The sequence below is a fragment of the Sorangium sp. So ce426 genome (genome assembly GCF_051475585.1).
GTDB lineage: Bacteria > Myxococcota_A > Polyangia > Polyangiales > Polyangiaceae > Sorangium > Sorangium cellulosum_B.
Map to the genome: position 1 here is coordinate 1,276,040 of NZ_CP150341.1, position 23,098 is coordinate 1,299,137.

A 23,098-nucleotide genomic window follows, 5' to 3' on the forward strand; every position below is an offset into this window, starting at 1 on the left:
TCCCGCCTTCCGGTGGCCGAATGACTTCACGTGGCGTCCTCCCCGAGTCCGTCATCCCTCCGCCCTCGGAAGTCACGGACGCGCCGGACGAGAAGCAGCGGGCGCGCGCCCGCCTCGGGATGACCGTCAAGAACAAGTGGCGGATCGACTCGCTCCTCGGCGTGGGCGGCATGGCCTCCGTGTACGCCGCCACCCACCACCGGAACGGCTCGCGCGCCGCGCTGAAGATCCTGCACGCCGAGTTCGCGCGCGACGTCGGCATCCGCGAGCGGTTCCTGCGCGAGGGCTACGTCGCCAACAAGATCGATCACCCCGGCCGGGTCGCGATCCTCGACGACGACATCACCGAGCAGGACGAGCCGTTCCTCGTGATGGAGCTGCTCGACGGGGAGACCGTCCAGCAGCTCTGGAAGCGCAAGAGCCGGAAGCTCCCCGTCGCCGAGGCGCTCTGGATCGCGGGGGAGGTGCTCCTCACGCTCGAGAGCTTCCACGCGGAGGGCATCGTCCACCGCGACCTGAAGCCCGCGAACATCTTCATCACGAAGGACAACGTGGTGAAGCTGCTCGACTTCGGCGTGGCGAGGATGCGCGGTGCGCCCGGCGACAAGACCAAGGCGGGCACGGCGCTCGGGACCCCCTCGTTCATGGCGCCCGAGCAGGCGATGGGGCTGACCGAGGGCGTCGACGGGCGGGCGGATCTCTTCTCGATCGGCGCGACCCTGTACGCCGTGCTCAGCGGGCAGCGCCTCCACCAGGGGCGCTCGGACAACGAGGCGTTCATCCTCGCGGCGACGACGCCGGCGCCGTCGCTCGCGCGGATCGCGCCCGAGCTGCCCGCCTCGGTCATCGGCCTCGTCGACAAGGCGCTCGCCTGGGACAAGCGCAGCCGCTTCGAGTCGGCCGCGCAGATGCGGCAGGAGGTGCTGCGCGTCCTCGAGGAGGTCGGCGCGTCCGTGCCCCGCCGCTCCTCGCCGCAGAGCACGAGGCGCCCCCCGCCGGACGACTCGCCCACGGCCGTCGGGATGCGGGCGGCGGAGGAGCCCGCGCCCCGCGACGAGCCGGGCGAGGCGGAGCCGGACGACCCCGCGGTCACGCGGCTCACCGAGGTGTTCCGCCGCATGGAGCGGCTGCTCCCGGCGGTGCGTCACTACGGCTGGACCCACCCGGACGCGGACAACAAGCTCCGCGCGACCTTCCAGGCGATCGTGGAGGCGCTGCGCGCGGACGGGAGCCTCGTCCACTGGACGCTGACGCCGTACGCCTTCGAGCATCGCCGGCGGACGGTGTGGGAGCCGTCGCACCCGCTCGACCTCGTCCCGTACAACCTCTTCGCGGCCGGCGTGCGGCGCGTCCAGCTGCTCCCTGGCATCACGGAGGACGAGCTGCGCGCCCTCTGCGAGGTGCTGCTGCTCGATCCGCTGCGCGACCTCGCCCCCGAGGACGACGTCGCGGCCGCCCTGTGGGAGCGCCGCCTCGAGCACGTGCGCTACGACGTGGTGAGCGTCTTCGTCGAGGGGGACGCGGCCGATCGCGAGCAGTTCTGGCACGAGGCCGACGACCTCGAGGGCATGGCCCGGCGCGCCGCCGAGGAGAAGGCGAACCGCGCCGAGGCGGCGGCGATGGTCATCGACACCGACGCCGCCGCGCTGCGGGCCGCGCGCCGCGCCGCGAGCGCGCTCGCGCTCGACCCGGTCGCGCAGCGCGCGCTCGGCACGCAGCTCGTCATGAGCCCGGACCGCTGGAGCGAGCGCTTCGTCGAGGTCGTGGCCGACGCCTTCCTGAACGCCAGGCGGTACAAGGACGTCGAACTCGTGACCGAGCCGATGGCCGCCTCGGCGCGCGATCTCATCCTCGCGCGCCGCTTCGAGGTGCTCTTCGGGATGCACGACGCCATCGAGAAGGCCCTCGAAGCGCTCGCGCCCAGGCAGCAGGGGGGCGCGCTCGCGACGGAGCTCGCCCGGGGGATGTTCCCGCCCGACACGATGCGGCTGCTCCTCCGCGAGGCGACGCGCGTCGTCATGACGGCCGCCCCCGGCGGCGCGGCGCAGCCCGCCCCCGTGGACCTCGATCTGGTCGCGCAGCGGCTCGCGCCCATCCTGCACAAGCTCGGCAGCGAGACCCTGCCCGTCGCGATGGAGGTCGTGGGGCACACCGGCCACGAGGCGCTGCGCCGCGCGCTGCTCGGCCACGTCGAGCGGACGCTGCCCGGGCACGAGGAGGGGGTCGTGGACGCGCTCATGACGCTGGATCTCGACGTGGCCCGCCCGATCCTCAAGATGTTCGCCGCGTCGCGGACGCAGGGCGCCCTGGGCGCGCTGAAGCGGCTCTCCGGGTGCGCGAACGCGGCGCTCCGCTGCGAGGCGATCGCGCACCTCGCGACGAGCCCCGAGCAGATCCGGGACGAGCTGCTCTCGCTCGCCGAGTCGGCGCCGCCCGACGTGCGCGTCGCGGCGCTCCGCACGCTGGCGCACCACCAGGTCCGCGCGGCCGGCCCGCTGCTTGTCCGCCGCGTGCAGGACAGCTCGTTCCACCAGCTCACGCTCGACGAGCGGCGCGAGTTCCTCGGCGCGCTCTACACGCTCAACCCGGCGCGCGGCGAGTCGGTCGCCGTCGAGCTGCTCCAGCGGCACGGCCTCCTCGCGGACGACGCGGCGGAGCAGACCCGCTGCCTCTCGGCGGAGCTGCTCGGCCGCGAGGCGCGCTCGCAGGAGGCGCTCGACGCCGCGCTCGCCGCCACGAAGCGGCGGCCCTGGAACAGCCAGGCGCTGCGCGACGCCGCGGGCGCCGCCGCCGAGGCCATCGCCGCGCGCCTCGGCAAGCGGATCTCGACCGCCGGGGAGGTCCCGTGACGGCGCCCCAGGTCGACGTCATCAGCCAGAACGTGTCGGAGAACATCCGCCGCGAGCAGGCGCGCGATCTCGCCGCCAGCGTGGTGCAGGCCCTCTTCCGGCTGGTGAAGCTCTCGACCCTGCACGCGATCGACAACCAGGCCATGGTGCGGCAGGTCGAGGAGACGGTCTCGCTCGTCCAGGACTTCGGCCAGCGCTCCGGTCACAACGTCTCGATCCTGTTCACCCGCGGCTCGGTGTTCGTCTCCGGGCAGCTCCTCAAGGCGAACCGCGCCGTCTACGAGGGCGCGCTCGAGCTCGGCGACGTCCTCGGCCGCTGCGGCTACTCCGAGATCGGCGTCGCCAAGGACGTCCGCGCGAGCGATCTCTACGCCCTCGCCTCCGCGCTCGCCGAGGCCCTCCGCAGCAGCAAGCCGGCGCTCGCCGACCGCCCGGCGCCGCGCGTCCGCCTGCGCGCCGTGGACGAGGCCGTGCTCCGCCGCGAGGTGGCGATCGATCGCGAGGGCGACGAGACCTCCGCGATCGTGCGCACCTACGCGACGGCGATCGTGATCATCCGCCGGTTCTACGACGACCTGCGGCACGGCCGGTACATCCTGCGGCAGGGCGTCAAGCGCATCACGCAGCGCCTCGTCGACCTCTCCGCGAACGAGACGCCGGCCTTCCTGGGCGTCACCGCGCTGCGCAACCAGAACCACGACGACGCCGGGCGCGCCGTGAACACCGCGATCCTGAGCCTCGCGATGGCGCGGCAGATCACGAGCGACGTCGTCCTGCTCCAGCGGCTCTCGATGGCGGCGCTGCTCTTCGACATCGCCCGGCCGCGCCTCACGGGCGCCGCGACGAGCGGCTCGGGCGGGCTCGTCCCGCAGCTGAGCGAGCAGCAGGAGGCGGACGTCCCGGCGGGCACGGCGGTCGTGCTGACCGCGCTCGGCCTCGTCAACGAGCCCAGCGTGATGCGCACCGTCGTGGCTTACGAGGCGCACTGGGTGCGCCGCCAGCCGGCGCTCGGCCCTGTCTACCGCGGCCTCCGCCAGCCGACGCTCCAGGCGCGGATCCTCGCGACCGCCCGCGCCTTCAACGACCTCCTGACCGCGGCCCCGGGCGAGGCGCCGCTCTCCGCCGACGAGGCCATCGCCAAGCTCGAGCGGGAGGCGGCCGATCCGGCGGACCGCGCGGTGCTGCGGCTGCTCGTGGGCGCGCTCGGCATCTTTCCGACCGGCACGCTCGTGGAGCTATCGACAGGCGAGGTCGCGCTCGTCGTGCAGACGCCGGCGCACCCGGCCCGGTACTCGCAGCCGCGCGTCCGGCTGGTCCTTGACGCCGCCGGCGGCCCCATCCCGCGCGCGCTCGAGGTCGATCTCGCCGAGCGGCCTCGCCAGGGCGAGCCGCCGCGGCACATCCGCCGGATCGTCGCGACGAGCGACGACCCCGCCGCCGCGTCGATGCGCGCCCACGCGGCGATCCAGGAGGCGCCGCAGGTGTCGCTCCGCTCGCCGGCGCTCGCGGCGGAGTCGCCGCCGATCCGCAACGCGCCGGCGTCGCCGCTCGGCAACCTGCGCATGCCGCCGCAGCAGCAGATCACGCGGCCCTCGTCGCCCACGCTGCCGATGACCAACGCGCCGCCGAGCCGGAGGACGCAGCCGCGGGCCAGCGACGCCGCCCGCGGGCCCGCCTCGCCGCCCGAGGCCACGTTCGGGGGGCTGCCGGACGACGGCGCGGACGCCAGGATGCTCGCGGATCTGCCGCCTGCGCCGTCCGGCAGGCTGTCTCCGCCCTTGCGGTCAGGGCGCACGACGGCGCGCTGGCCCGATCCACCGCATCTGGAGCCCGCCGCGGTGGCGAACCCAACCTCGCCCGCCCCGGGCGCTCATGGAGAGGAGTCGTGGTCGGTGCAGACAGACAGCGATCCGGACGAGGTCCCCGAGGAGAGCGCGCGGCCGCCGTCGGTGCGCACCCGCGGCTGGGGAGATCCGCCGCAGCGGCGCGAGCGCAACCCCGTGTCCGATCTGCCTCCGTCGGCGATGGCCGGTCCGATCGCCGTGCTGTCGTTGCCGGGCGACCCGCCGACCGCGGAGGGCACGCTCGCGCGCACGCCGCTCGTCCACCTGCTCGTGTACATGCTCGACCGGCGCCTCACCGGCACGACGTGCTTCATCGACCCCGACGGCGTCCGCCACGGCATCTTCTTCAGCGAAGGCGTGCCGGCCAAGATCTGGACCGGGACGATCATCGCCCCGCTCGATCGGGTGATCCTCGATCTCGGCCTCCTGGACGAGGCGACGCTGCGGGAGACGCTCCGGGACATCACCAAGCGACGGGTGCTGCATGGCCGGCTGCTCGTCTCCCGGGGCCTGCTCGACAGGGAGACGGTGTTCGGCGTGCTGCGCGAGCAGCTCGTGCGCAAGCTCGTCGCGCTCTACGATCTCCCGCCCGCGACGCGTTACGCCTACTACGACGCCCAGAACCTGCTGTCGTCCTACGGCGGTCCGGAGCTCATCGGGTGCGAGCCCCTCGCGGTGATCATGGCGGGCGTCCGGCTCCACGCCGACGATCCGCTGATCGACACGACCCTGGACCGGATCCAGAACCGGCAGCTCGGGCTCCACGTCGAGGCCGAGCTGAAGCGGTTCCAGCTCCATCGCGACGAGGCGGCCATCGTGGATCTCCTGCGGATGCGGCGCATGACGCTGGCCGAGCTGCTCGCCGCCGGCGTCGCGCAGGAGCGCGTCGTGCGGCTGATGATCTACGCGCTCGCGATCACGCGGCACCTCGATCTCGGCGCGCCGGGCCGGCGCCCTGTCGGGGTCGGCGGTCCCGCCGGGCCCGGCCGGGAGCGGGCCGCTGGCCGCGCACCGCAGCGGCAGCCCGACGACGTCGCCGCGCCGTCCAGCAGGCGCGCTGGGGTCCCGGTCGCCCCGCGCCGCTCCACGGCGCCACCCCCTGCCGCGGCGCCGGAGGCGGCGTCGTGGACCGGCGCGCCGACGCCGAGCCCGGTGGCGCCCTTCGACCCGCGCGCGTCCGGCGGCGATCCGGGCGGCGGTTACCGCGGCGTGGATCCCAAGGCGCTGAGGCCGCCTCCTGCGCCGACCTTCGCCGGCGCCCGCGTTGCGGCGCCGCAGGCGCCCACCGTCAAGATGGCGGCGGTCGGCTCGGAGGGCGGCAGGGCCGGGCGAGGGGCGGGGCGCGCCGAGGCGCCGTCGCCCGTGCCGCCGGCGCGCGCCGTGGAGCCAGCGAAGCCGCAGGGACCGGCGGCGCTCGCGCCCGATCTCCCGCCGCTGCCGCGCGCCGCGCCGAACCCCGAGCTCGCCGCGCGCCGCGCGGAGATCGAGGCGCGCGCCGCGTCGATCGACGGCGAGGGCTTCTTCGAGATGCTCGGCGTCGCGGAGGACGCCCCTCCGGAGCGCGTGCAGAGCGCCTATTTCGCGCTCGCCAAGCGGTGGCACCCCGACCGGACGCCGGCGGAGCTCCAGGACGTCAAGCCGCTCGTCGCGCGCGTGTTCGCCCGCATCAGCGAGGCCTACCAGACGCTGAGCGATCCGAAGCGGCGCGCCGAGTACCAGAGCGCGCCGAAGGAGGCCCCGCCCCCCGCCGAGGACGAGCAGCGGATCGCCCGCGCCGTCGACGCCGCGCTCGAGTTTCAGAAGGCCGAGATCCTGCTCAAGAAGAACGACCTCGCCGGCGCCGAGGCCCGCGCGCGGCGCGCGCTCAACGCCGACCCGGAGCAGCCCGAGTACATGACGTTGTTCGTCTGGATCCAGGCGCAGCGGCGCGGCGATCCGCCCGTGCTCGCGGAGGGGGCCACGAGCGCGCACTACGACGATCTGATCCAGACGCTGGATGCCGTCCTGGAGAAGGAGCCTCGCTACGAGCGGGCGCTCTTCTACCGCGGCATGCTCCTCAAGCGCTCGGGGAGGATCGACAAGGCGATCGGCGATTTCCGCCTGGCGGCAGAGCTCAACCCGAAGAACCTCGACGCCATCCGCGAGGTCCGCCTGCAGGAGATGCGGAGCCGCACGACCAGCGATCCGACGCCCGCGGGCGGTCTCCTCGGCAAGTTCTGGAAGCGCTGACGCCCTGACGCGCGCGCGCCTCAGCGCACGCGCGTCAGCGCGCTGCCGCGCGCACCGCGCCGAGCGACCGCAGCGCGCGGCAGACCGTCTCGTCGCGGCAGGGCCCTACCCGCCCTGCGTGCGCCGGCCAGGGCACGTCGCGCACGCGGTGCAGATCGCGCACGTCGGGGCCTCGCCACGGGCCGAGCGCCCGGTCCACGCGCGCCTCTCGCTCGCTCGTCGCCGGCAGCGACAGCTGCACCTGCGGCACGATGCCCACCTTCTGCACCGGCGCGCCGTCGGGGAGCGCGTAGAGGAGCGTCGTGAGCCGCAGCACGCCGACGTGGGCGTCGTCGTCGAGGTATTCCTGAGCGCACCCCTTGCCGTACGTCCGATCGCCGATGATCACGCCGCGCCGGTAGCTGGCGATCGCGCCGGCGATCATCTCCGCCGCGCTCGCGGAGTCGCCGTCGACGAGCACCGCGAGCGGCCCGCTCCACCCGCGCTCCTCCGGGACGTCGGGCGAGCGCTCCACCTCGACGCCGCCGTCGCGGCGCCGCATCGGGAACAGCGGTACGCCCGGCAGGAACAGCCCGAGCGCGGCGATCGCGCCGTCGGTCGAGCCGCCGCCGTTCGCGCGCACGTCCAGCATCACGCCCCGCGTGTCGCCCTGCGCGCGCGCGCGGAGGAGCGCCGCCGCGACCCGATCCCCGAGGTCGTCGGGCACGTCGGGGATGGCGATCACCGCGATCTTGCCGTCCCCGTAGCGCACCAGATCGAGCGGCAGCTCCGAGGGCGCCGCCTCGGCCGGCTGCGGCCCGACCGGGCGCGGCGCCACGGTCAGCTCCAGGGGCGCCGCGACCCCGCGCCGCAGCAGCGTCACGCGAGCGGTCGCCCCGGGGTGCACGTCGGACAGCACGGCGAGCTGCTCGGCCTGCTCGACGCTCATGCCGGAGATCGGCAGATCCTGGATCCGGATCACCACGTCCCCGTCCTCGAGCGGCGCGAGCGCGCCGCGGTCGATGCGCACCCCGATCGCGGTGCGCGTCATCTCTTGCCAGAGCCGGGCCGGCGGGTGCGCCTCGAGGTCGAGATCGTAGATGGAGACCTCCTCCTCGAGCGGCGCCCAGGCGCCGTGGGCGTCCAGCTGGGGCACGTAGGCGCGCACCGCGGCGGCGATCACCGTGCGCGCCCAACCGTCCTCGCTCATCGAGGGCGCCGCCCGCTCGCGCACGGCGTCGGCGTACCGGGCGAGCGGCTCCCCGACATGCGCGCGCAGCCCGCCGACCTCCCGGCCGAGCTTGCGCGCGAGGTCCCGGGCGCTGCGCGTCACCGCGCCGTCCTCGAACGGCGCCGACGACACCAGCTGCCACGCCGCGGCGTGGGTCGCGGGCGGGCTGGCCAGGCCGCGCCGGTAGCCGTCATCGAAGAGCCCCTCGAGCTCGCGCGACCACCGGGCGAGCTCCTGCCCGACGCGCAGCGCCGCCGCGCACGGCCCGCTGCCCACGGGCGCCTGCAGCTCGTCCAGGAGCGCGGCGGCTTCCCGCTGCAGCGAGGCGCCCACGGGCGTGTCGGGGGCGACCGACCACAGCCCGTGCGGATCCAGCCAGTCGGAGGTCGCCTCGGCAAACTTTGCGGGATCGACGCGGAGCGGCGGAGCGGCCAGCGTGGTGCGGGCCTGGGCCACGATGGCGCGGGCCTGCTCGCAGCCGAGCGACGTCGGCGCCCCTGTCGGCACCGCGATGCCGCGGTCGAGGGCGTTCGGGTCGCAGCCGGCGCCGTCGATCTCCTCGTCGTCCGGCGCGACGGTGTGGAGCAAGGGCCGCGCGATCCCGCGCCGCGCCCTCGCGAGGGGGATCTCCGCCTCGCGCGAGAGCAAGGCGAGCGTCGCCAGGCTTGCGGCGATGCACGCGACGGAGCCCGCGACGCGCGTCCTCACTGCTCCCCGGATATCACGATGCGGCGCGCGGGGGCAGGGGCGACCGCGGCGGCGTCCGCGCGGAGAGCGAGCGCGCGCGCCGCGCGGGCGGCGCCGTCGCCCGCGGCCCGGGGCCTCGGCGCGCACCTCGTCCGCCTCGTTCGCCGCTCGTGCGCTGTGGATCTGGGCTCAGCGCTGCGCATTCGTGCTCCTCCGCTTTCCCGCAAAGCTTTCGCTTCCGTCGAGGGATCCGAACACGTTGCGCATTCCAGCGCAAAAAAAGGCGATTTCCTAGGGTCAATCCCGGCATCACGCCTGCATCTGCCCCGGTGCCGCCCGCCGGCCCGCAGGGGCTCGCAAGCCCTCCTTGATCGGCGCGCGGTGGGAGAGCGGAGAGATCATGAGCGCCACCTGGGATCGTGCGGCATTCTCGGCTTATCGTACAGAGCTCGCGAACTACGCCACCCTGAGCCCGGAGGCCGAGCGGGAACTCGCGCTCCGCTGGCGAGCTGGTGACCGGGACGCTGGCCGGCGCCTCATCGAGGCGTGTCTGCCCTTCGTGATGACGATCGCGCTCGAGTACCGCCGCTGGGGGCTGCCGATGGAGGACATCGTGCAGGAGGGGAACATCGGCCTCCTGAAGGCCGCGGAGCGCTTCGATCCGGACCGCGGCTGCCGCCTGGCGACGTACGCGGCCTACTGGATCCGGGCGGAGATCCGCGAGCACGTGGCGCGGGGGTACCGGATCGTGCGCCTCGGGTCGTCGAAGAGCGAGCGGCGCGCGCTGCGCATCTACCGCAAGACGCACGAGAAGGACCCGGCGGTGCTCGCGGAGCTGAGCGGCCTGTCGGAGGAGCGGGCGGCCGAGCTGCTGCCGCTGCTCATGGCGCGCGACGTCAGCCTGGAGCGCTCTCCGACCGAGGACGGCGTAGCTCCGGTGGAGCGGCTCGCGTCGAGCGCGCACACGCCGGAGGACGAGGCCTGCGACGCCGACGAGCGCGCGCAGCTCTCGCGCGCGCTGCTCCAGGTCGTGAACGAGCTGTCGCCCCGCGAGCGCTCCATCATGAACCAGCGCTGGCTGACGGACAGCCCCGTGACGCTCGAGCAGCTCGGCGCCGACTTCGGCGTCAGCAAGGAGCGCGTGCGGCAGATCGAGGAGCGCGCCAAGAAGCGGATGCGCGCGCGCATCGAGGAGATCACCCGCGAGCCCATGGCCAAGAGCGCCTGAGGCGCGCGTGGCAGCGAGACGCGGCGCGCTCCAGCGCCGCGTCTCGCGCGCGCTGCTCCTTGCCGCCTCGAGCCTCGCGAGGCGTCGCGCTAGATCTCGATGACCGTGCCTTCGCGCGCGGCGATGGTGTTCGGGAAGAGCTCGCGGGCGCGCATCTCCTTCTCGCGCACCATCGCGTCGGTCTGGTTGGGATCGTGGTGGTGCAGGACGAGCTGCTTGGCGCCCGCCGCCTTCGCGAGCTCGCAGCCCGCGACGAACGTGGCGTGACCCCAGCCCGTCTTCGGGCCGCCGCCGACCTCGCCCGCGTACTCTTCGGGCGTGTACATGGCGTCGAAGATCAGCACGTCGGCGCCCATCGCGAGCTTCTTCAGCTTCGGATCCACGATCGCGTAGTGCTCGGAGTCGGTGATGTACACGACGACCTTGCCCTCGTGCTCGACGCGGTACGCGTACACGCCGTTCGGGTGGTTGCCGCGCGCGTTGGTCACGCGCACATCGTCGTTCGGGCCGATCGTGACCACCTCGCCCTCGTAGAGGTCGCGGAAGGTCATCGCCGCGCCCATCTCCGTGAGGTGCACCGGGAAGCTCGGGTAGTCCATCTGCCCGGCCAGCGTCTCCTCGAGCGTCCGGGAGACGTTGAGGCCACCGTAGAGATGGATCTTGTTCCCGCGCACGAACGCGGGCGTGAAGAACGGGAACCCCTGGATGTGATCCCAGTGCACATGACTGAAGAACATCCAGGCTTCGAAGGGCATCTCCTTGACCAGCTCCTGGCCGAGGAGACGGAGCCCCGTCCCGCCATCGAGGATGACCAGCGTTTCGCCGGCACGAATCTCATAGCAGCTCGTGTTGCCGCCTACTTCGACCGTGCCTGCACCGGGCGTGGGGATGCTTCCGCGAACCCCCCACATCTTGATCCGCATCCTGCCTCGCTCGCTGAACCCCGCCCGTTTCAAGGTAGAGCTATTAGATTCCGAGCGCGGGCAGCGTCAAGCCGCCTGGTGCACCGGGAGCAAGGAAGGTCGCAGACGTGGAGACCTGGCCGGGGAAGCAGGGCCAAGGCGCCAATGTAGTCAGGGGATAGGTTGCGGGCCCAGCGGCGGGCGCGGCCTGCCGCTGGGGGGCCGGGAGCGCGCGGCGGCGAGGCGGAGGCGGTTGGCGGCGAGGCGGAGGCGGTTGGTGGCGGGGCGGAGGCGGTTGGTGGCGGGGCAGAGGCGCGGGCGGCGGGGTGGGGGGCGCAGGTGGCGGCCACAGGTCGGCCTGCGGGCGGCGCGGGCATCGGAGCGGCGCGGCCCGCGGGCGGCAGCGGGAGGGCAGGACGATCGCGCGCAGCGGGCACGCGGAGGCCGCGGCCGATGGGCTATGGTCGGTCGCATGCCGCTCCACGCGGACGCCATCGTCGTCCTCGGCTGCAGGGTGTTTCCCTCCGGGCGTCCGGCGGCCCCCGGCGCGCGCCGCGCGGCGCGCGCCGCGGAGGCCTACCGCGCCGGGGTCGCGCCGTGGGTGATCGCCAGCGGCGGGCGCCGCTGGGGCGCGCAGGTCGAGGCGCGCGTGCTCGCCGCCGAGCTGCGGCGCGCCGGCGTGCCGGCGCACGCGATCCTTCAAGATCTCTGGTCGCTGACGACGCACGAGAACGCGATCTTCAGCGCGGCCCTCCTGCGCCGCGTGGGCGCGCGGCGCGCGGCGATCGTCACCTGCTCCTGGCACATGGCCAGGGCTCTCCAGAACTTCCACGACGTCGGGATCGACGCTTGCGGGCTGCCGGCGTCGCGCGTGGGCGAGCCGGTGGTTGCGCGCGCATGGCAGCGCGGTCACGAGGTGGTCTCGATGTGGCTCGACGCGCGCGCGATGCGCCGCAGGCGGATCCTCAGCGAGAGCGCCGCCTGGCTGCTCGACGCCGCTCGTGAGGGTGAACCGTGATCATGCCGAGAAGGCGCTCCTCTCCGCTCCTCGTCCTCGCGCTGCTCCTCTCCGCCTGCACCGGGCAGCCGGCGCCGGGCCCCGCGCCCGACGCCGGGAGCTCCGCGGCGGCGCCGGCCGCGAGCGCCGGGGCGGCGGGGCGGCTCGATGCCCTCCTCGCGGCCGAGCAGCGCCGCGCCGCCCTGGAGGTGAGCCCCGCGGACCAGCAGAGCCGCGACGTCGGCGTGCGGCGCGCCGCCGCGCGGGCCCTCGCGCGCATCGGCGGAGACGCGGCGTGGCCTGGGCTCACGCGGGCGCTCGCCGACGAGGACGACGAGGTGGTCGCGTGGGCCGCCTACGGCCTCGGGTTCTCGTGCAAGGAGCGCGAGGCCGAGGCGGTCTCGGCGCTCGTCGCGCGCGCCCTCGCCCGCGACGCCCGCCCGAGCCCCGCTGCGTCCGCGGCGAGCGCCGCCGCGTCCGCGTCCGCGGCGGCGCCGGGCGGCGGCGCCGCTGCGGGGGCGCCGCCGCTCGACGCGGGCGGCGCGCTCGCCCGCGCCATCGGGCGGTGCGGCGCGGAGGCGTCGGAGCCGACGCTGGTCGCGTGGCTCGGCGGCCCGCGCGAGCGCGCGATCCACGCGGCGTACGCGCTCGGCGATCTCGCCGCGATCAAGCTCAAGCTGCGCGAGGAGACGCTCGTCGCGCTGCTCAACCTCGCCTCGGGGAGCGCGGCGAGCCCGCCGGTCCCCGAGGCGCTCTACCCGATCGGGCGCCTCGAGCACGTCCCGCTCACGGTCATCCCCCGCATCCGCGACGTCGCGACCGCGCGGCTCGCGGAGGCCTCCGACGCGCGGCTCTTCGCGGTGCGCGCGCTCGGCCGGGCAGGGGAGGCGGCCGCCTCCGAGCTCGCGCGCGTCCTCTCCGCGAAGGGGGTGTTCACCGCGAGCGAGCGCGCCGAGGCCGCGCGCGCCCTCAAGCGGCTCGGCCCGCCCGGCCAGCGCGCCCTCGCCGACGCGGTCGCCGCGCTCGCCCCGAGCGCGGACCCGATCGCGCTCACGGGCCTCGTGAGCGAGGACTTCGGCGTGCTGCTCACCGCGCTCGACGCGCTCGGATCCGCGGGCGCTGCGCGCAAGGCGCTCCGCGATCTCGCCGCCCTGCCGCCGCCGCCGAGCGCGCCCGCGGCGATCCTCCGCCGCGTCGCGTGGCTCCGCTGCGGCGCGGCCCGGCTCCTCGCGGGCGGGGACTACCGCGATCCGCTGCTGCTCGGCTGTGACGTCACGGCGCCGGCGGAGCCGGGGAGCAAGCCGGACGCAGGCGCGCCGGTGCGCGGCCCGATCGGCGCCCGGGCGGTCGTCGAGGTGATCGGCCGCGACGCCATCACGGGCGCGCGGCTCGCCGCGTTCCGCGCGTACGCCGCGTCGGGCGATCTGCGCGCGCGGGAGGCCGCGATCGAGCTCATCGCCGCGCACGAGGAGATCGCCGGCGCGCCCGACCTGCTCGCGAAGGCGCTCGCCGCGGAGGAGCCGGGCCTCGTCGCCGCCGCGGCGGAGGTCATCGCGCGGCAGCCCCAGCGCGCGTCGGAGGCGCCGGGGAAGCGGAAGCGCAGGAAGCGGAGCGACGAGAAGGACGCCCTCGCGGCGGTCACGTCGCCGGCGATCGAGGCCGCGCTGCTCGCGATCCTCGACCGCCCGGGCGCGCGCGACGATCCGGAGCTGATCGGCGCGGTCGTCGACGCGGTGGGGGCGCTGGCGCTCAAGCCGGCGGAGGCTCGCCTGGAGCAGCTCTGCCGATCGAGCCACCCCACGACGCGGGCGCGCGCCGGGACGGCGCTCGGCGTGCTCAGGGGCCGCAAGATCGCGTGCGACGCCGGTCTGCCGGGGGACGCGGGCGCGGCGGGGCGGCCGGCCGTCGCGCCGCCGGTCGGCGAGGTGCCGGCCGAGGCCTCCGCGCTCGTGCGCGCGCCGGCGGTGCTGATCTTCGACACGGACGCCGGCGAGCTCACGATGACGCTCGACCCTGCGCTCGCGCCGATCGCGGTGACCCGCTTCGTCGATCTCGCGCGCTCCGGCTATTACGACGGCAAGATCGTCCATCGCGTGGTGCCCGGCTTCGTCACCCAGTTCGGCGCGCCGTTCGGCGACGGCGCCGGAGGTCCGCCCGGCAGGCCGGCGCTGCGCTGCGAGACGTCGCCGGTCGCGTTCGAGCCGCTGCGGGTCGGCGTCGCGCTCGCCGGCCGCGACACCGGATCGAGCCAGCTCTTCGTGATGCACGCGCGCGCGCCGCACCTCGACGGCCAGTACGCGGCCGTCGGCGTCGCCGCCGGGCCGTGGGTTGCGCTCGCGGATGGGGACATCATCCGGAGCGTGAAGGTGCAGAACTGATCCCGTGCGCGTGCGCGTGCGCGTTGCAAGTGCACGTGTAACGTGAACGGCCGTGCCGCGGCGTGGCCATCCATGTCGGTTGACAACCGCCCCCGACCGGCGCTCTACAGTTTAGCGTGGTCATTGCCTCCTTTCTGGCCGTCGCGGTGCTCGTGTACACCTACTTCGGGTACCCGATCGTTATCGGCGTCCTGGCGCGCCTCCGGCCTGCGCAGCGGAAGGAGGATCCGGACTACGTCCCCACGGTGACGGCGTGCATTCCCGTCTTCAACGCGGCGTCGTATCTCCCGGCGAAGGTCGAGAGCCTCCTCGCGCTCGACTATCCGAAGGACAAGCTGGAGGTCCTGCTCTTCTCGGACGGCTCGACGGACGACACCGTGCTCGTGGCGCGGCAGCTGGCCGAGCGCGATCCTCGGGTGAAGGTGATCGTCAGCGAGGCGCGTCGTGGCAAGCCGATCGGCGTGAACACGATGCTCGGGGTCGCGACGGGCGAGGTGCTGTTGATGACGGACATCCGCCAGCCGCTCGTGCCCGGGGCGCTGCGCGCGCTCGTGCGGCTCCTGGCCGATCCGAACGCGGGCTGCGTCTCTGGCAACCTGGTGCTGAAGGGGTCGGCGGGGTCGGGGGCTTACTGGCGTTACGAGAACTGGATCCGCCTCCAGGAAGGGCGGTTCAGGAGCATGGTGGGCGTGACCGGCCCCATCTATGCGATCCGCCGCGCCGACATGAGCCACCTCCCGGAGGGCGTCATCCTCGACGACATGTGGGTGCCGATGCGGCTCCGCCTCGAGGGGCGTTCGATCCTGTTTGCTCCCGACGCGATCGCGTACGACGACGCCTTCGGCGACGAGCGCGAGTTCGGCCGCAAGGTGCGCACGCTGGCCGGCAATTATCAGCTCTTTTCGCTGCTCCCGGCGCTCCTCGTCCCGTTCAGGAACCCGTCCTGGTTCGAGATCTTCTCGCACAAGCTGCTCCGCCTCGTGTGCCCCTGGGCGCTCGTCGCGCTGCTGATCACGTCGACGGTCGCGTGGATGGGCGCCGAGATGAGCGGCGACGCCTCGTGGACGCTCTACGCGGCGCGCGCGCTGTTCGGCGGGCAGGTGGCCTTCTACCTGCTCGCGGCGCTCGGGGGCGCTGCGGGCAAGCTCGGCGCGCTCGCGCGGACGTTCGTGGTCCTGAACGCGGCGGCGGTGGTCGGCCTCTGGCGATACCTCCGGGGCTCGCAGAAGGTCACCTGGTAGCGCGGGGCGCGCCGGGGCTACGGCTCCAGGAGACCCACGAGCTCGTGAACGGCGCGCTGCGACCGCCTGAGGGAGAGCGACTCCGGCAGCAGCCGCTCAGGCCCTTCGGGCGGCAGCGACTGGAACCTGACCGGCGCGGGGAGGACGTCGAGCCCTGCGCGCTCGAACATGCGGAGGGAGCGCGGCATGTGGAGCGCGCTGGTCACGACCACGACGGCGTCGGCCGACAGGCCGCGGGCGATCCGCGTGGAGTGGAGGGCGTTCTCTCGGGTATCGCGCGACTCGGTCTCCAGGATGATCTTCTTCCTGGGGACGCCGAGCTCCACGAGCAGATCGGCCATCGCGCCGGCGAGCTGGGTGGGCGCGCCTCGGGCGTCCTTCCCCGAGACGATGACGTGGCCGAAGCCGTACTCGCGGTAGACCCGCACGGCGGCGAGGCCGCGCTCGAGGCCTGCCGCCGACTGCCGTTCCATGGCTGGCTCGCCGAACTCGTCGGCGTCGATGCCGGCGGTGAGGATGACGAGGACCCGCCGCTCGGGTGAGCTTCCGGCGAGCTCCGCGTGCAGGTCCCTCGGCACGGTGCTGATCCGGCGCGCGAGCGCGCTGGAGAGCCAGGGCGTGGAGAGGAGCCACAGCGCGAGCCAGGCGCTCCACGCGAGCGCCCGCCCGATCTTCGCCCCGCGTGTCCGGAAGCTCCAGTCGCCGCCGGAGAGCGCGAGGCCGACGCCCGCGGCGACGAGGAGCACGAGCAGGGGGTCGACGAGGCGGGAGATGGGCAAGGCGAGGCTCGCCGTGAGGCGCTGGGTGGGCTCACTCTATGAAGGCGCCGGCGGGGCGATGCGAGCGAAAAAGGGCCCGTCTCCAGGTGAAGCGGCGGGACGGAGCCGATCGTGGATCGTCCGCCCCGCAGCGACGCGCGCTTGCGGCGGTTCGTTGTGGAGCGAGGCTCAATGCCGCCGGTGGGTGCGCCGGCGCCTGGTTGCGGCGGCGAGGGCGAGCCCGGCGAGGCCCGCGGGGAGCCACCCGTCGGGGGCGTTGCCGGGCATCTGGCAGCCGCAGCCGCCGTCGTCGCTGGAGCGGCTGACGCTGCCGCCGGCCGAGCTCTCGCCGCCGGTGCCGTTGCCGCCTGTGCCGCTGCCGCCGGCGCCGTTGCTGCTGCTGGCGTTGGCGGGCGGCTCTCCGAGATCGAGCGGCGCTTCTGCGTCATCGGCCGCGACGAGGATGGGCGGCGCCTCGCCGGTCGCCTCGTAGATGGCCCGGAGGTCGTCTCCCGTGCTGTCCGTGCGGTTCTCTGCCTGCAGGAACTCGATGTACTCCTTCGTCATCGACTGGTAGTATACGCGCGCCGAGAGCGTCTGCCTGCCGAAGGCGTTGGCCGGGACGGTGAGCGTGAAGCGCGCCTCGTCGTAGTTGCGGTATCCGCCGTTCCCATCGGCGAAGTCGATCTCCTGGGTCGGCTGGGTGGTCCGCGACGGGACGAAGCCCTTCGGCGGGATGCGCGTATCGGAGATGATCATGTCGTGGCGCGCGAGGTGCTCCTCCTTCTCCCCCACGCCCGCCTCGCTGTTCCATAGCCCGTGCACGGCGCGGTACTCGTGGGTGGGCGGCTCGTGCTGGATCTCGCCGGTGTCGGCGTCGTAGCCGCCGAGCAGCGGCCGTTCGACGCCGTTCTCGTCGACGAGGAACACGGCGATCCAGGCGCGCCGGCTCTCCGCATAGCCTGTCGGGAACTTGTGACCGGTGAGGTTCTCGACCCGGACGGTGACGGCGATCTCCTCTCCTGGCGCGGCCTCCTGCGGGGCGTCGACGAGCGTGACCGAGGCGGCCGAGGCGAGGCTCTTGAGCGTGCCGTCGAGCGCGAGCTGGAAGGAGTCGGCGTACTCCGCGGCGCGCGCCGGGTCGGCCGCCATGACAGCCTGGATGCCCCAGTGGTTGCCGCCGACGAGGATGTGGGCGCGCGGATTGGTTCGAAGCGGTCCGCGCTCGCCGACAGGCAGCTCGCCGATCCTCCTCTGCATATGACAATCGACGCAACTTTGAGCGTTCGAACCGCCATTGCGGAAGTCACTGGAGGCCCATTCTTCGTAGGTTGTGTCGAGCGGGAACTCGATGAGGGTGGGGACTCCGCTCGCGTCCCTCAGCATGACCTCCGGATTGGTGACTTGATGACATTGGCCGCAAAATTCGGATTCGCCCAGCGCGGGCGCTGCATCTCCAAGGTGAGATTCAGACTCGACGTCCGGATATGGGCCATATACCAAGGGCGTAGCTGTGAACCCAGCCGCCGCGGGGGTGTGGTCGAACACGAGCTGAGCGTTGCTGATGATGTACGATGTCGTGGCTTCAGGGTCTGACGTCGTCATCGCGCGATGACAAACGCTGCAGCTGACACCCTGACCATCGACGATCTTCCCATCGACCGACGCCTCGGGGTCGAATGCAGAGCCATCCGGGGGCGTCGCTCTCCCGTTCAGGAACCCGACGGGAGAGTGGCATCGCAGGCAGAAGGTCCCGACCCCCGGCGCGTCCTGGTTGGCGATCGCGAGAGCGGCTTTGAAGACAGGATCGCGCCATGCGTTGGCCATCATGGTGCCCGCCCACGTGTCGGTGGGCATGTAATCCCGGTGCTCCTCGATCTCTGCTCGATGGCAGCCGGAGCAGCGCTCGGCGGTGCCCAAGTTGTTCGACCGTGGCATGTCGTCTGCCGTCGTGCCCTTGAGGTCATCGATCCCGGCTGCCGCATCGTGACTCAGCAGCCCGAGCGTCAGCACCCAACCCACCGCCAGTCTCCGCGTCTTCTGCATAGCTCGAACCCAGATCTGGTAAACTGCTCTCTTCGGAAATCAGTGACCAGCGATGGACACCCCCGCTGGTCCCTGCGGACTGCGGGCCAAGCTATTCCGGATCGATCCGGAAGATGCTGCCCCCGCCGTAGGATACGATGTACAGCTCGCCCGCCGCATCCTCGCCGAACGAGGCCAGGCCCTCGATGGTGTTCTCAGAACCGAGGTCTTGGCTGAGCGAGCTCCTGGGCGTGGCGACGCCGTCCTTCCAGGTGAGCATCCAGACTCGGTCCGTTTCAAAGTCGCCGAACAGGTACTTCCCACGAAGCGCGGGGATCCTGCTCCCACGATAGACATAGCCGCCTGTCACCGAGCCATCGCCGCTGTCGTGGTCGTACGCGAAGACGGGCGGCGTGATCGTCGGCGAGTCGCAGCTGGTTGCCTGGTCCTCCTGAAGGCATGTGCCTCCCTCGGTGACGCTCCATCCGTAGTTCTTGTGGCCCTGGCCGCGCGGCTCGATGTTGATTTCCTCGAAGAGGCGCCCACCGACATCTCCGATGTACAGATCACCCCTGCAGCGGTCGAAGCTGAAGCGCCAGGGGTTGCGCAGGCCGTAGTCCCACACGTACGGGTCTCCACCGGGGACGTTGCCCGCCGGCGCCGTGGGGTGATTGTCGACGTCTACACGAAGTATCTTGGCGTACTTCACCTCGATGTTTTGTCCATTGTTGTCCGGATCGGGGTCGGAGGTGCTCCCGCCGCCGTCGCCGACGCCTACGAAAAGCATTCCATCGGGGCCGAACGCGAGCATCCCGCCGTTGTGGTTGCCGACCAGCACCGGGAACGAGAACAGCGTGTTTCGCTGCTGCTCCTCCTGCCCCACCTGCGGCACCGCCTGGTCCGGATTGGACTCTGAACGCCTGAACTCTCGGAGGGCGATCGTTCGCGATCTCGTGTTGTAGTAAACGAAGAACCTTCCATTGCTCGCATACTGCGGGTGAAACGCGAGCCCGAGGAGACCTCGCTCTTCCTTCAGGTCGCCAGATTGATAGACATCCGCGGTGATGTCCAGGAACGCAGCGCTCTGCAGTTCACCGCCCTTGATGAGATGGATTGTTCCACCCTTCCCCACGACGTAGAGCCGACTGGCATCTTCCGGTTCGCTTGTTACGAACAAGGGCCGAACCAGGCCGCTTGCTACCTCCGTGAGCCGGAGCGGCGGCACGGTCCCGCCCGGCTCGTCGCAGTCGATCGTCCCGCTCCCACCGGCGCCGGATCCGGCGCTGGTCGCAGGGCCGGCTCCGGCTCCGTTGCTCGTGGTCGTGCCCGGGCCGCTGGTGCTGCCGCTGCTGCTGGTGCTGTTGCTGGTGCTGGTGCTGGTGCTGGTGTCCGAGCCGGTTCCGCTGCTCGTGGGGGCGCCGGTCGAGGTGCCGCCGCCGGAGCCCGTTGTACCGGGACCGGATCCTCCCCCGCCTCCTCCGCCTGCGCCGCTCTCGCTACCGCCGCAGCCATTCAGGGTGAAGCCGAGCCCGAAAAGGGCGGCTGCGATGGGCATAAAAGGAAAAAGGAAACGCTTCTGGTCCATCATGCAGTAGGACACTATCCGAACAGCGCGCCCCTTGGTATAACTTTCCACCGCTCGGCGACGTCGGCATCTTGCGGCAGACGCCCGGACCGGCGGGCATGACTACAATGCAAGACGCTTCCCTACTGCTGTTTGGAATTCTATCGCGCCGGATTCCGTCGGCGGCGCGCTCCTGGCTGGATCGTGTCGAACGGGTGACCGGGACCGGTGCGGGTCTCGGCGGCACGCCCGACGCGCGGGAGAGCGAGTCATCGACGTGGTTCGATCTCGACCGCTTCCTCGCGACGTTCACTGCGGCGGTACGCGTGCTCGGTAGGGGGCAGCTCGGGCTTCACCCCGACGAGCGGGATGCCCTGGAGGCTGCCGGTGTCGCCGGGGTGATCGATGGCCGGGCGCTGGATGAGCTCGGCCGGGTAACGATGCTGGCGCAGGTTTCGAGGCGCCTGCCCGCACCGGAGCTCGAATCGCTGCTCCGTGTTTGTTATGAGCAGGGAGACGGCCGGGAGCGGCAGGCGCTCTTGCGGGCACTGCCGTTCTTGACCGAGGCAGAGCGCTTCGTTCCGCTCGCGGTCGAGGCGTGCCGAACGAACGAGCTGCCCATCTTCGAAGCGATCGCCTGCGAGAATCCCTACCCGGCTGCCTATTTTCCCGATCTCAACTTCAACCAGTTGGTCCTCAAGGCCATGTTCATGGGCGTGGCGCTCGCCCGGATCATCGGGCTCGATCGACGGCGATCGGGCGAGCTCGCCAGGATGGCGGAGGACTTCGCGAGCGAACGGAGGGCGGCTGGCCGGATCATTCCGGCCGACATAGGCTTGCTCTCTCTGGACCACGAGCGTGAGCGCGCGACGCGGATTCCCGAGTGAAGCGGCGCGCTGCGGAGGGACTCTTGAAGCTATTCGATCCCCACATCCACATGACATCGCGGACGACGGACGACTACCAGGCGATGGCCGCGGCCGGTATCGTGGCCATCCTCGAGCCGGCGTTCTGGCTTGGTCAACCCAGGACCCATGTCGGCACCTTCGAGGACTACTTCACCTCCCTGCTCGGCTGGGAGCGTTTCCGGGCCAGTCAGTTCGGCATTCGTCACCTTTGCACGCTGGGGCTCAACCCGAAGGAAGCCAACAACCCTCGCGTGGCGCAAGGCGTCATTGATCTCTTGCCGCGCTATCTCGACAAGGAAGGCGTGGTCGCGGTCGGGGAGATCGGGTTCGATGACATGACACCGGAGGAAGAGAAGTATTTCGCCCAGCAGGTCGAGCTCGCCCGAGAGCACGATCTTCCGATTCTGGTGCATACGCCGCACCGCGACAAAAAGCGGGGCACGGAGCGGACGCTCGCGCTGGTGCGGGAGCTTCGGTTCCCTGAAGAGCGTGTGCTCGTCGATCATAACAACGAGGAGACGCTGCCGCTCGTGCTCGCGACCGGCTGCTGGGCCGGCCACTCCATCTACCCCAACACCAAGATGGACGAGGATCGGATGGTCGCGCTGGTCAAGACATTCGGTGCCGAACGGATCCTTATCAACAGCGCGGCGGACTGGGGCGTGAGCGATCCGCTCAAGGTCCCGAAGACGGCGGCGCGCATGCGCCAGAATGGGATCGCTGACGAGGTGATTGAGCGGATCGTCTGGAAGAACCCCCTCGCTTTCTTCTCCCAGAGCGGCCGGCTCGATCTCGCGGAGTTCGGCGAAGCGCCCGCGGTGGATCAGCGCGCCCTGTTCGAGGGCAACTCGGTCTTGCGCGGGCAGGCTCCCGTCGTGAAGAGCTGACAGAACAGGTATGCACCGCACTGTCGTTCTCAATGTCGTCGGGCTTACCGGCGAACTCCTGGGCGATGCGACGCCGAACCTGAAGCGGCTCGCTCAGGAGGGCGTGATGCGCCCTCTTCAGACCGTGCTGCCGGCGGTCACATGCACCGTCCAGTCGACGTTCACGACAGGCCTCCTCCCGAGCGGGCACGGCTGCGTCGCGAACGGCTGGTACTTTCGCGATATCGCCGAGGTGAATTTGTGGCGCCAGGCGAACCAGCTGGTGACGGGGGAGAAGATCTGGGAGGCTGCGCGTCGGCGCGACCCCACGTTCACCTGTGCCAAGCTGTTCTGGTGGTACAACATGTACAGCTCGGCGGACTACGCGGTGACGCCGAGGCCGATCTACTGGGCGGACGGGCTCAAGCTGCCGGACATCTACACGGAGCCGGCATCGCTGCGCGATGAGCTCGTCTTTCGGCTGGGCGAGTTCCCGCTCTTCAACTTCTGGGGGCCGAACGCGGACATCCGATCCACCGAGTGGATCGCGCGATGCGCGCGCCACGTGTATGACACGCGCCGTCCGACGTTGACGTTGGTCTATCTCCCGCATCTCGACTATAACCTGCAGCGGCTCGGCCCGGGTGATCCGTCCATCGAGAAGGATCTCAGAGCCGTCGACGCTGTGTGCGGGGAGCTGATCGATCATGTGCGCAAGGATGGGGCGCGGGTGATCGTCCTCTCCGAGTACGGCATCATGCCTGTCACCGGCGCCGTGCATATCAACCGGGAGCTACGTGTACAGGGGTTGCTCCGAGTGCGGGTCGAACGTGGCCTGGAGAAGCTCGACGCAGGGGGCTCCGAGGCGTTCGCCGTGGCGGACCACCAAGTTGCGCACGTCTACGTGCGGCGCGCGGAGCGTGTCAGCGAGGTGAAGGGTCTGCTCGAGAGGCTGCAGGGGGTGGACTTCGTCCTTGACAGGGAGGGCAAGCACGCCGCGGGGTTGGAGCACTCGAGATCAGGTGAGCTCGTCGCCGTCGCTAGGAGGGATCGGTGGTTCACTTATTACTACTGGATGGACGACAGCAAGGCCCCTGAGTATGCGAGGACGGTCGATATCCACCGCAAGCCAGGCTACGATCCCGTGGAGCTCTTCGTCGACTCCAACCTGCGTGTCCCGCGGGTGCGCGTCGCGCGGAGGCTGCTCCAGAAGAAGCTAGGGTTTCGTTACCTAATGGATGTCATCCCGCTGGACGCTGCTCTCGTCAAAGGCTCACATGGTCGTTTAAACGAGCACGCCGGAGAGGGGCCGCTCGTCGCGTCGACCGAAGCGTCGCTGCTGACCGGCACGAGCGTCCGCGCAGTGGACATCAAAGAGATTGTCCTGCGCCACATATTCGATTGACCGCTCT

At 71.9% G+C, this 23,098-nt stretch carries 15 protein-coding genes; 10 read left to right on the forward strand and 5 right to left on the reverse strand.

Annotated elements, in window-relative coordinates; all coding sequences use genetic code 11:
* Positions 1-20 precede the first annotated feature (20 nt).
* Positions 21-2,849, forward strand: coding sequence for a protein kinase domain-containing protein (locus WMF44_RS04735; RefSeq protein WP_437297924.1), 2,829 nt, complete (start codon positions 21-23; stop codon positions 2,847-2,849).
* A complete protein-coding gene (locus WMF44_RS04740) occupies positions 2,846-6,922 on the forward strand; it encodes a DnaJ domain-containing protein (protein ID WP_437297925.1) in 4,077 nt (1,358 codons plus the stop codon). Before WMF44_RS04735 ends, WMF44_RS04740 begins: the two co-directional genes overlap by 4 nt.
* Positions 6,923-6,956: 34 nt before the next feature.
* Here WMF44_RS04740 and WMF44_RS04745 read toward each other — a convergent pair whose 3' ends face one another.
* Complete coding sequence (locus tag WMF44_RS04745; protein WP_437297926.1) at positions 6,957-8,840, reverse strand: S41 family peptidase; 1,884 nt, start codon at positions 8,838-8,840, stop codon at positions 6,957-6,959.
* Positions 8,841-9,219: 379 nt separating this feature from the next.
* Between WMF44_RS04745 and WMF44_RS04750 the strand changes: the two genes are divergently transcribed.
* Positions 9,220-10,047 carry a sigma-70 family RNA polymerase sigma factor gene (locus tag WMF44_RS04750; protein ID WP_437297927.1) on the forward strand — a complete coding sequence of 276 codons (828 nt, stop codon included), beginning with the start codon at positions 9,220-9,222 and terminating at the stop codon, positions 10,045-10,047.
* An 89-nt stretch (positions 10,048-10,136) separates the two neighbouring features.
* On the opposite strand, the gene WMF44_RS04755 is transcribed toward WMF44_RS04750, so the two are convergent.
* Positions 10,137-10,970, reverse strand: a complete 834-nt coding sequence (locus WMF44_RS04755; protein ID WP_020733205.1) for an MBL fold metallo-hydrolase — start codon at positions 10,968-10,970, stop codon at positions 10,137-10,139.
* 451 nt (positions 10,971-11,421) lie between these two features.
* Between WMF44_RS04755 and WMF44_RS04760 the strand changes: the two genes are divergently transcribed.
* The 3 genes from WMF44_RS04760 to WMF44_RS04770 all read left to right on the forward strand — a co-directional run bounded on the left by WMF44_RS04760 (position 11,422) and on the right by WMF44_RS04770 (position 15,565).
* Positions 11,422-11,967, forward strand: a complete 546-nt coding sequence (locus WMF44_RS04760; RefSeq protein ID WP_437297928.1) for a YdcF family protein — start codon at positions 11,422-11,424, stop codon at positions 11,965-11,967.
* Positions 11,968-11,969: 2 nt separating this feature from the next.
* Entirely contained in the window at positions 11,970-14,324 is a 2,355-nt protein-coding gene (locus WMF44_RS04765; RefSeq protein WP_437297929.1) for a peptidylprolyl isomerase, read from the forward strand.
* Between the two features lie 116 nt (positions 14,325-14,440).
* Entirely contained in the window at positions 14,441-15,565 is a 1,125-nt protein-coding gene (locus tag WMF44_RS04770; RefSeq protein WP_437297930.1) for a glycosyltransferase family 2 protein, read from the forward strand.
* A gap of 17 nt (positions 15,566-15,582) precedes the next feature.
* Here WMF44_RS04770 and WMF44_RS04775 read toward each other — a convergent pair whose 3' ends face one another.
* The 3 genes from WMF44_RS04775 to WMF44_RS04785 all read right to left on the reverse strand — a co-directional run bounded on the left by WMF44_RS04775 (position 15,583) and on the right by WMF44_RS04785 (position 19,525).
* Entirely contained in the window at positions 15,583-16,344 is a 762-nt protein-coding gene (locus WMF44_RS04775) for a YdcF family protein (protein ID WP_437297931.1), read from the reverse strand.
* Positions 16,345-16,512: 168 nt separating this feature from the next.
* Positions 16,513-18,369 carry an MYXO-CTERM sorting domain-containing protein gene (locus WMF44_RS04780; protein ID WP_437297932.1) on the reverse strand — a complete coding sequence of 619 codons (1,857 nt, stop codon included), beginning with the start codon at positions 18,367-18,369 and terminating at the stop codon, positions 16,513-16,515.
* Between the two features lie 91 nt (positions 18,370-18,460).
* Positions 18,461-19,525: a PQQ-dependent sugar dehydrogenase gene (locus WMF44_RS04785; protein ID WP_437297933.1), complete on the reverse strand. Its 1,065-nt coding sequence runs from the start codon at positions 19,523-19,525 to the stop codon at positions 18,461-18,463.
* A 28-nt stretch (positions 19,526-19,553) separates the two neighbouring features.
* Between WMF44_RS04785 and WMF44_RS04790 the strand changes: the two genes are divergently transcribed.
* The 4 genes from WMF44_RS04790 to WMF44_RS04805 all read left to right on the forward strand — a co-directional run bounded on the left by WMF44_RS04790 (position 19,554) and on the right by WMF44_RS04805 (position 23,091).
* Positions 19,554-19,943, forward strand: a complete 390-nt coding sequence (locus WMF44_RS04790) for a hypothetical protein (RefSeq protein ID WP_437297934.1) — start codon at positions 19,554-19,556, stop codon at positions 19,941-19,943.
* Between the two features lie 97 nt (positions 19,944-20,040).
* Positions 20,041-20,799 (forward strand): EboA domain-containing protein, encoded by a 759-nt coding sequence (locus WMF44_RS04795; RefSeq protein WP_437297935.1) that lies wholly within the window; start codon positions 20,041-20,043, stop codon positions 20,797-20,799.
* A gap of 23 nt (positions 20,800-20,822) precedes the next feature.
* Positions 20,823-21,707 carry a TatD family hydrolase gene (locus tag WMF44_RS04800; protein WP_437297936.1) on the forward strand — a complete coding sequence of 295 codons (885 nt, stop codon included), beginning with the start codon at positions 20,823-20,825 and terminating at the stop codon, positions 21,705-21,707.
* A gap of 10 nt (positions 21,708-21,717) precedes the next feature.
* Positions 21,718-23,091 carry an alkaline phosphatase family protein gene (locus WMF44_RS04805; RefSeq protein ID WP_437297937.1) on the forward strand — a complete coding sequence of 458 codons (1,374 nt, stop codon included), beginning with the start codon at positions 21,718-21,720 and terminating at the stop codon, positions 23,089-23,091.
* Positions 23,092-23,098 lie beyond the last annotated feature (7 nt).

What these genes read in the sequence shown, in the direction of transcription:
- WMF44_RS04735 (WP_437297924.1), top strand. Translation starts at nt 21, where the DNA reads ATGACTTCACGTGGCGTCCTCCCCGAGTCCGTCATCCCTCCGCCCTCG.
- WMF44_RS04750 (WP_437297927.1), top strand. Translation starts at nt 9,220, where the DNA reads ATGAGCGCCACCTGGGATCGTGCGGCATTCTCGGCTTATCGTACAGAG.
- WMF44_RS04755 (WP_020733205.1), bottom strand. Translation starts at nt 10,970, where the DNA reads ATGCGGATCAAGATGTGGGGGGTTCGCGGAAGCATCCCCACGCCCGGT.
- WMF44_RS04760 (WP_437297928.1), top strand. Translation starts at nt 11,422, where the DNA reads ATGCCGCTCCACGCGGACGCCATCGTCGTCCTCGGCTGCAGGGTGTTT.
- WMF44_RS04765 (WP_437297929.1), top strand. Translation starts at nt 11,970, where the DNA reads ATGCCGAGAAGGCGCTCCTCTCCGCTCCTCGTCCTCGCGCTGCTCCTC.
- WMF44_RS04780 (WP_437297932.1), bottom strand. Translation starts at nt 18,369, where the DNA reads ATGCAGAAGACGCGGAGACTGGCGGTGGGTTGGGTGCTGACGCTCGGG.
- WMF44_RS04795 (WP_437297935.1), top strand. Translation starts at nt 20,041, where the DNA reads ATGCAAGACGCTTCCCTACTGCTGTTTGGAATTCTATCGCGCCGGATT.
- WMF44_RS04805 (WP_437297937.1), top strand. Translation starts at nt 21,718, where the DNA reads ATGCACCGCACTGTCGTTCTCAATGTCGTCGGGCTTACCGGCGAACTC.